General features: G+C 66.1%; 7 protein-coding genes. 4 read left to right on the forward strand and 3 right to left on the reverse strand.

Going from position 1 to position 7,643, the window contains the following annotated elements; all coding sequences use genetic code 11:
- Positions 1-163 precede the first annotated feature (163 nt).
- The 3 genes from DYI42_RS22420 to DYI42_RS22430 all read left to right on the forward strand — a co-directional run bounded on the left by DYI42_RS22420 (position 164) and on the right by DYI42_RS22430 (position 3,890).
- Positions 164-817, forward strand: a complete 654-nt coding sequence (locus tag DYI42_RS22420; protein ID WP_213549147.1) for a protein-L-isoaspartate O-methyltransferase family protein — start codon at positions 164-166, stop codon at positions 815-817.
- A gap of 77 nt (positions 818-894) precedes the next feature.
- Complete coding sequence (locus tag DYI42_RS22425) at positions 895-2,265, forward strand: TolC family outer membrane protein (RefSeq protein WP_213549149.1); 1,371 nt, start codon at positions 895-897, stop codon at positions 2,263-2,265.
- A 233-nt stretch (positions 2,266-2,498) separates the two neighbouring features.
- Complete coding sequence (locus DYI42_RS22430; RefSeq protein WP_213549151.1) at positions 2,499-3,890, forward strand: hypothetical protein; 1,392 nt, start codon at positions 2,499-2,501, stop codon at positions 3,888-3,890.
- 83 nt (positions 3,891-3,973) lie between these two features.
- On the opposite strand, the gene DYI42_RS22435 is transcribed toward DYI42_RS22430, so the two are convergent.
- Entirely contained in the window at positions 3,974-4,294 is a 321-nt protein-coding gene (locus DYI42_RS22435) for a DUF6280 family protein (RefSeq protein WP_140015094.1), read from the reverse strand.
- A 218-nt stretch (positions 4,295-4,512) separates the two neighbouring features.
- Between DYI42_RS22435 and efp the strand changes: the two genes are divergently transcribed.
- Positions 4,513-5,076 carry an elongation factor P gene (efp, locus tag DYI42_RS22440; protein ID WP_213549153.1) on the forward strand — a complete coding sequence of 188 codons (564 nt, stop codon included), beginning with the start codon at positions 4,513-4,515 and terminating at the stop codon, positions 5,074-5,076.
- A 69-nt stretch (positions 5,077-5,145) separates the two neighbouring features.
- On the opposite strand, the gene ygfZ is transcribed toward efp, so the two are convergent.
- Both ygfZ and DYI42_RS22450 read right to left on the reverse strand, forming a co-directional pair.
- On the reverse strand, positions 5,146-5,889 hold the full coding sequence (gene ygfZ / locus DYI42_RS22445) for a CAF17-like 4Fe-4S cluster assembly/insertion protein YgfZ (RefSeq protein ID WP_244868094.1): 744 nt from the start codon (positions 5,887-5,889) through the stop codon (positions 5,146-5,148).
- 18 nt (positions 5,890-5,907) lie between these two features.
- A complete protein-coding gene (locus tag DYI42_RS22450) occupies positions 5,908-7,632 on the reverse strand; it encodes an ABC transporter ATP-binding protein (RefSeq protein WP_213549157.1) in 1,725 nt (574 codons plus the stop codon).
- Positions 7,633-7,643: the final 11 nt, after the last annotated feature.

Raw genomic sequence — 7,643 nt, forward strand, 5'->3', positions numbered from 1 at the left:
GGTGGGCATCTCGGCGCGCCGGAGCGGCAGGGCGGGGCGGGTGGCAGCGGGGCGCACAGAACCCGGCGCCCTCTGTGCACCATGTGCGTATCCACCATGTTGCCTCTCCGGGCGTTTCGTGGCACTTCTAGGGCAGCGAAGCGAACCGATGAGTTTACTTTCCATGAGCCTATACGACACCCGCCGCACAATGATGGTCGACAATCAGGTCCGTCCGTCTGACGTCACCAAGTTTCCGATCATTGACGCCATGCTGAAAATCCGGCGTGAGGCCTATGTGCCTGACGACAAGCGCGAGGCCGCCTATCTGGGCGAAAACCTCACACTGGCGCCGGGGCGGGTGATCCTCGAGCCGCGCACCTTTGCCAAGATGCTCGATGCGCTCGATATCGGCCCCGGCGAGATGGTGCTCGATGTGGGCTGCGGGCTTGGCTATTCCTCCGCGGTTCTGGCGCATATGGCCGATACGGTGATCGCCCTCGAAGAAGACGAGGCGCTGGCCTCCGAGGCCGAGGCGATCCTCGGGCGCGAGGACGTGATGAACGCCGTCGTCTTCACCGGGCCGCTGGCCGAGGGCGCTGCGAAGCACGGCCCCTATGACGTGATCTGCGTCGAAGGCGGAGTGGAAACGCTGCCCGAGGCGCTTGCCGACCAGCTCAAGGAAGGCGGCCGCATCGCCTGCGTGATGATGGAAGGCTCGCTCGGCACCGTGAAGATCGGCACCCGCCAGGGCGGGCGGATCGCATGGCGTTTCTCCTTCAACGCCGCGGCGCCGGTGCTGCCGGGCTTCGAAACCGCGCGCGACTTCGCGCTCTGAACGCTTTCGAGCCTGGGCCGGCCCCAGTGCGCGGAGCCAAAACCAGCGCCTTGGAGCGCGAGCAGGCGAGGGCCAGAATGGCAAAGACGGTGTGGATGCGCAAAACGCTTGCGGGGCTTCTGCTCGCAGGAACCACGGCGCTTGCCCCTGTGGCCGCGCGGGCCGAAACGCTGACCGACACGCTGATCACGGCCTACCGGCACAGCCATATTCTCGACCAGCAGCGCGCCCTCCTGCGCGCCGCCGATGAAGACGTGGCCATCGCCATGGCCTCGCTGCGGCCGATCATCGCCTTCTCCGCCGGGGCCTCCGCCTCGGCCCAGACGAACTATGAACTCGGCGCCACCGCCACGCTTTCGGCCTCGATGACGCTCTATGACAACGGGGCAAGCCAGCTTGGTGTCGAGGTGCAGAAGGAAGTGGTGCTGGGTACCCGCGAGGCGCTGGTCAACTTCGAGCAGCAGGTGCTTCTGGCCGCGGTGCAGGCCTATATGGATGTCACATCGGCTTCCGAGAGCCTCGCGCTGGCACAGTCCAACGTGCGGCTCTCCAACCAGCAGCTCCGTGCCGCCCGTGACCGCTTCGAGGTGGGGGAAGTCACCCGCACAGAAGTGGCGCAGGCCGAGGCGCAGCAGGCGGCGGCCAGAAGCAACGTGGCCTTTGCCGCGGGCCAGCTCGAGATCGCGCGGGAAAGCTACCGCGTGGCCGTGGGCAGCTACCCCCAGGGCCTCGCCCCGCCGCCCACGCCGCCCAAGCTGCCGCCCTCCGTCGAGGCGGCTCAGGCCGTGGCCGTGCGCACCCATCCGCTGATCCGTCAGGCCCAGCACACCGTTGCCGCCTCCGAGCTCGGCATCAAGCGCGCGCAGGCGGCGATGAAGTTCACCATCGACGGGTCGGCCAACCTCAGCTTCGATGACATGGGCAACGACCGCTCCAACTTCGGGGTGACGTTGAACCAGCCGATCTACTCGGGCGGCGCGCTCTCGGCGCAGCTCCGCAAGGCCCGCAACCAGGCCGAGGCCAACCGGGCCGCGCTGCTGAACACCACGCATAACGTGCAACAGCTGGTCGGCAATGCCTGGGCCAACCTGCGGGTCGCCGTGGCGCAGCTTCAGGCGACAGATCAGCAGATCCGCGCCGCCACCGTCGCCTTCCGCGGCGTGCAGGAAGAGCAGAACCTCGGTGCCGCCACCACGCTCGACGTGCTGGATGCGCAGCAAGACCTGCTCGATGCCCGCTCCGCGAGAATTGATGCGCAGGCCCAGCAATACGTAGCACTTTATTCACTTCTTTCTGCGATGGGTCTTTTGACCGTGGAGCATCTGGGCTTGGGTATCCAAACCTACGATCCGGCGGCCTATTACAATGCGGTGAAAACCGCGCCAGCGCAGCGCTCCCGCCAGGGGCGCCAGCTTGACCGGGTGCTGGAGCGTCTCCAGCGCCAGTGACCGGCAGCGCGGGCGTGCCTGGCGCCGTGGCGGTAGTTGTGCGTCTTGCTCCAAGAAGTTAACCTCAGGCCGGAGTTTCGCCCGGCCAGCCCGGAACCGGCCCCGCCTTGGGCAGCGTTCAGCGTGTCTGGCGGGTCACGGCTTGCGGAAAAGCATGGATGAAAGGGCGGAAGCGTCAACCAACCCTGAGAAAATGCGGGATATGGTGGGGGATGTCGCGGCAAGAGGTATAGATGTCTGATCCGATGTCGAATGTTGAAATCGAGGATGTGCTCTCTTCCATCCGGCGGCTGGTGTCGGAGAATGCATCACGCGCCCGCCCCGGCGCCCCTGCCACGCCGAAAGACGGCGAAGAGGTCGCTGCGCCGGATGGAGGCCGCGAGGCGCCGGTCGATCATGACGCGCTGCTGCTGACACCCGCCCAGAGGGTCGAAGAGGCCGCGGCGCCGGATGTGCCACCCGGTGGCGACGCCACGCCCGATGCGCAGGCAGAGGCGGGGGACAGCGCCGAGCCGGACGAACGTGCCCTTGATGCCTCCTGGGAAGAGGTCGCCGGCCCCGAGCGGGCCCTGTGGCGCGCGCCCGAAACCTTCGAGTTCGACGAGGAGGCGGAGGCAGAAGCCGAGCCCGAACAGGATGACTTCGCGGAGGAGGGCAGCGATGCACCGCTGCAATCCCGCGTCGAGGGGCTGGAAGCGGCTTTCGACGATGGTGGCGAGTATGAGCCCGATGGCTCCGAGGTGGCCGACTCTGCGGAAACTTTCGACTGGGCGGAGGATGACGGCGAAGAGACGGTCATCGACCTGTCCACGCCGGATGTCCCGACCGGTCGGCTGCACTTCAAGGGCGAAGCGCCAGAGGCTGACCCGCCCGAGGTGATCGAGCTTGGCCCGCCGGAGGACGCGCAGGAAGAGGCCGCTCTGCCAGAGCATGTCGAGGCCCCCGTTGACGAGGAGGTCTGGCCCGAGCCGGAAGAGGATTGGACGGCCCCCGATCTGCCGCGCCCCGACGCGGGGCCAGCGGAGGCCGAGGCGCCGCTGGTCTTCCGCAGCGCCCACCGCGGCAACTTCGACGCCGAGCCGGAGGAAGCTCCGGACGCGCCACAGGACAACGACGACGAGGAGGAACTTGCCGCCTATTTCGCCGAAACCGATGTGGCGGAGGACGGCGCCGAGGCCGCGAACGTGGTTTCACCCGATGCGTGGGGCGATGGCAATGAGGCCGAAGACGCGAGCGCAGAATATGGCGATGCCACGCTGGAAGGCCAGGGCGCCGACGCGCCCGATGAAGCCCACGAGGCTGCGCTTGAGGGCTATGTGCTGGGCACCGAAGACGGCTCGGGGACCGCAGCCGACGATGAGGCCGACCCTTGGGAGGACGGCACAGAAGGTGACGACGACCTGGACGAGCCGGAGGGCGGCGCGCACCAGAGCGGCGCACTGGCCCCCGAGCGTGGCGAGGCGGGCGCCCCGGCGTTGATCGACGAAGATATGCTCACCGACCTCGTCGCCGAGGTGGTGCGTGCCGAGTTGCGGGGCCGCATGGGTGAGCGGATCACCCAGAACGTCCGCAAGCTGGTGCGCCGCGAGATCGCCCGCGCGCTGGAAACCCGCGGCATTCGCTAAGCCAGCCGGTGGCCTGAAACGAAAAAGCGCCGGCACGGGGCCGGCGCAATTTCATGGCAGCTTAACAGAAACTTGGGTGTGGATCAGGCCGCTTCGGCCTGTTCGGCGGCTTGGCGACGTTCGCTCTCTTCGCGCGACAGCGCGACAGAGGTGCGAACCCCCTTGCCGACAAACTCCATGAGCCCGCCCACGACCCGCTCATTGGGGTCGATCCCGGCACAGCTCAGCACTTCACGGCCATCGCGCGACCGCGCCCAGCGGGCGATCTGCTCCGGTCCGTTGCCGTATTTCTTGTCATCCGCAATGGCATCATCCAGAGCCGCAAGAACAACCGCCGCAAACAGTTTGCGAGCGCGCTGGCCCTGTTCCTGGTTGAAAGCCGTGCCGTCGACAAAGTCAATCATGCGTTTTCCTTGTTTTTCTTGGTCTTGAGGATGTGGCGTGACGCCGATATAGGGGGGTTTTGGCGCGATTCGATATGCCACCTAAGTCATGGCAGCCATGTTCTGAATGCATAACTCTACGTCACCTTCCACCGTATCTAGTCGGCTTGTCAGCCCAACAGCGGCAAGATATAGCTCCGGCCGAACCGCTTTCAAGATTTTGCCAAGGTTTCGACACAATGCCGAAGATCAACGGAAATGAAATTCGCCCGGGCAACGTGCTCGAGCACAACGATGGGCTCTGGGTCGCCGTGAAGGTTGATCACGTGAAGCCCGGCAAGGGCGGGGCCTTCGCGCAGGTCGAGATGAAGAACCTGCGCAACGGCTCCAAGCTGAACGAGCGCTTCCGCTCCGCCGACAAGGTCGAGCGTGTGCGGCTGGAGCAGAAAGACCAGCAATTCCTCTATGAAAACGATGGTATGCTGGTGTTCATGGACAATGACACCTTCGAGCAGATCGAGCTTCCCGCCGACATTCTCGGTGAGCGGCGGCCCTTCCTGCAGGACGGTATGACCATCCAGATCGAGTATTACGAGATGGAGGCGCTGAGCGCGACGCTGCCCCAGAAAGTCACCTGCAAGGTCGTCGAGACCGAGCCGGTGGTGAAGGGCCAGACCGCGGCCAACAGCTTCAAGCCTGCGACGCTCGACAATGGCGTCAAAGTCATGGTGCCGCCCTTCGTCGGTCAGGATGAAGACATCATCGTGAATACCGAAACCATGGAATATTCCGAGCGCGCCTGAGCGGGCGCTCGCAACACTCTGTTTCCAGCTCTACCAGAGAGGGGTGTGCGGATTAGGCGCACCCCGGTTTCACGGCTTTTGGGCGTCCCAGGAGAGCCGCGCGCCCTCCGCCTGCATGTCATCGCCCGCCCGATCAAAACGTAGCCAGGCCAGCGCGGCGCCGCCGGATTGGGTGTAAAGCGTGCCAACCTGCTTTTCGCCCGCCATGATCTGGGCACCAACAGGCGCTGCCCCGTCGATCGACACCCGCACGAGGCCCTTCTTCAGTTCGGTCTTGTGCTTCATCCGCGCCGTCACTTCCTGGCCCACGTAGCAGCCCTTGCGGAAGTCGACGCCATGGAGGCGCTCGAACCCGAGCTCAAGCGGGTAGCTTTCGCCCGGCACAAGCTCCACCCCGCTCTCGGGCACCACATGCGCAACGCGCAGCGCGTCCCAATCGGTGTCATCGCCGGGCGCGCCGTTATAGGCCCGCCAGCCCATCGCCGGGTCGCGGGGGTCGGGCCATGCGCCATCGGGCGCCGGGCCGGTGCCGCGGGTCACTGTCAGCTCCGTCTCTTCAAGCTCTACCTTCGCGCGCAGCTTGTACATCTTCAGCCGCTTCGCCAGATCGGCAGCGAGCGGCGTGGCGACATCGAGAAGAAGCGCTTCGTCGCCGTCAGGCACGAGGAAAAAATCGGCCAGATACTTGCCCTGCGGCGTCAGCAGCGCCGCCCAGACAAGCCCGTGGTCGAGCCTCTTCACATCATTGGTGACGAGGTTCTGCAAGAAGTCGATCCGGTCAGGCCCGGAGATTCTAAAGACAGTGCGTTCCATGGAGGCAGACATAGAGCCTCAACCCTCCTCGGCGAATTGCAGGCGGTAGAGCTCGGCATAGGTGCCGCCCTTGGCCAGCAGTGCATCATGGGTACCCTCTTCCACCACGCGGCCGGCCTGCATCACCACGATCTTGTCGGCGTTGCGCACGGTGGAGAGGCGGTGGGCGATCACCAGCGTGGTGCGACCCTGCGCCAGCTCGTCCAGCGCGGACTGCACCACCGCCTCGCTCTTGGTGTCCAGCGCAGAGGTCGCCTCGTCCAGCAGCAGGATCGGGGCATCGCGCAGAAGCGCGCGGGCAATGGCGATCCGCTGGCGCTGCCCGCCCGACAGGCTGGAGCCGCGCGGCCCGGCGGGGCTGTCGAGCCCCTCGGGGAAGTCTTTCACGAAGTCGGCCACATGGGCGCCCTTCAGCGCCGCTTGCAGGCGCTCTTCGGGCACCTCGCTGCCCAGCAGGATGTTCTCGCGCAGCGTCTCGTCGAACAGCAGCGCCTCCTGGCTGACCATCGAGAACTGGCCGCGCAACTCGGGCAGGGCGATGGCGTCAATCGGGGTGCCGCCAAGGGTGATTTCGCCCGATTGCGGGTCCACCAGCCGGGTGAGCAGGTTGAACACGGTGGACTTGCCCGCGCCGGATGCGCCGACGAGGGCCGTGGTTTCACCCGCCTTGGCGTGCAGCGAAAGCCCGTTCAGCACCGGCGCGTCGCCGTAGCTCAGGCGCACGTCATGCAGGCGGATGTCGCCCGGCGCCACCTCGCGCGGGGTGGCGGGCGAGGTGAGCGAGGGGGCCACATCGAACATCTCGCGCACTCGGCCAAGGCTCACCTGCGCGGCCTGCCAGACGCCGCTGATCTGCCCCAGCCGCCGCAGCGGCTCGAAGGCCAGTGCCATGGCGGTGAAGAAGCTCATGAACTCGCCCACGGTCTTGTCGCCGCCGATAATCTCGCGCCCGCCGTAGATGAGCACCGCAAAGAAGCCGACGCCGGTCATCACGTCGATCAGCGCCGGAATCATCGCCCGGCCCACCTGATTGCGCACCTCCGTGCCCCTGCGCTCATAGGCCAGCCCGTCGAAGCGGCGCGACTGGTAATCTTCCAGCCGGTTCAGCTTGATCGGGTTGATGCCGTGGAACACCTCGTCGAGCCGGATCGACATGTGCTGCGCCAGCTGCCTGTCCCGCGTCGCGGTGCGCCGGATGTAGGCTTGCGCGAAGAGGGTAGGGGCCACCAGCAGCGGTGTGCCGATAAGGGCGACCAGCGTCCACTGCCAGTCGATCCAGAGCACCACGGCCAGGAGCGAAATCAGCGAAACCACGTCGCGCCCCAGCCCGGTGATGACGACATTTGCCACCTCGCGCACTGCGCCGGTGTCATTCGAGACCCGCTCGATCAGCGCGCCCGGCGGGTTGCGCCCGTGCCATGTGGTGTCCAGCCGCATCAGATGGGCGACGAGCCGGGTTTTCATCTTGTAGATCACGTTCGACGCGACACGGGCCAGGAGCAGCTTCTGCCCCACCGAAGTGAAGGCACGGATGAGGAAGATGGCGAGAATCCCAAGGCCCACCGTCCAGAGCGCGCCGCTTTGCCCCTCGATGAAGACGCTGTCGAACATCGGCTTCATCATGTAGCTGAGAAAGCCCAGCATCGAGCCTTCCACGGCCATTAGCAGCCCGGCGACCAGCAGGGCCGGCCAATGCGGGCGCAGGTAGTTGCGCCAGATCCAGGCGAAGGCGCGGGGCCGCACCGGGGTGGGGC

The sequence above is a fragment of the Vannielia litorea genome, from assembly GCF_018424695.1.
Taxonomy (GTDB): Bacteria; Pseudomonadota; Alphaproteobacteria; order Rhodobacterales; family Rhodobacteraceae; genus Vannielia; species Vannielia litorea_A.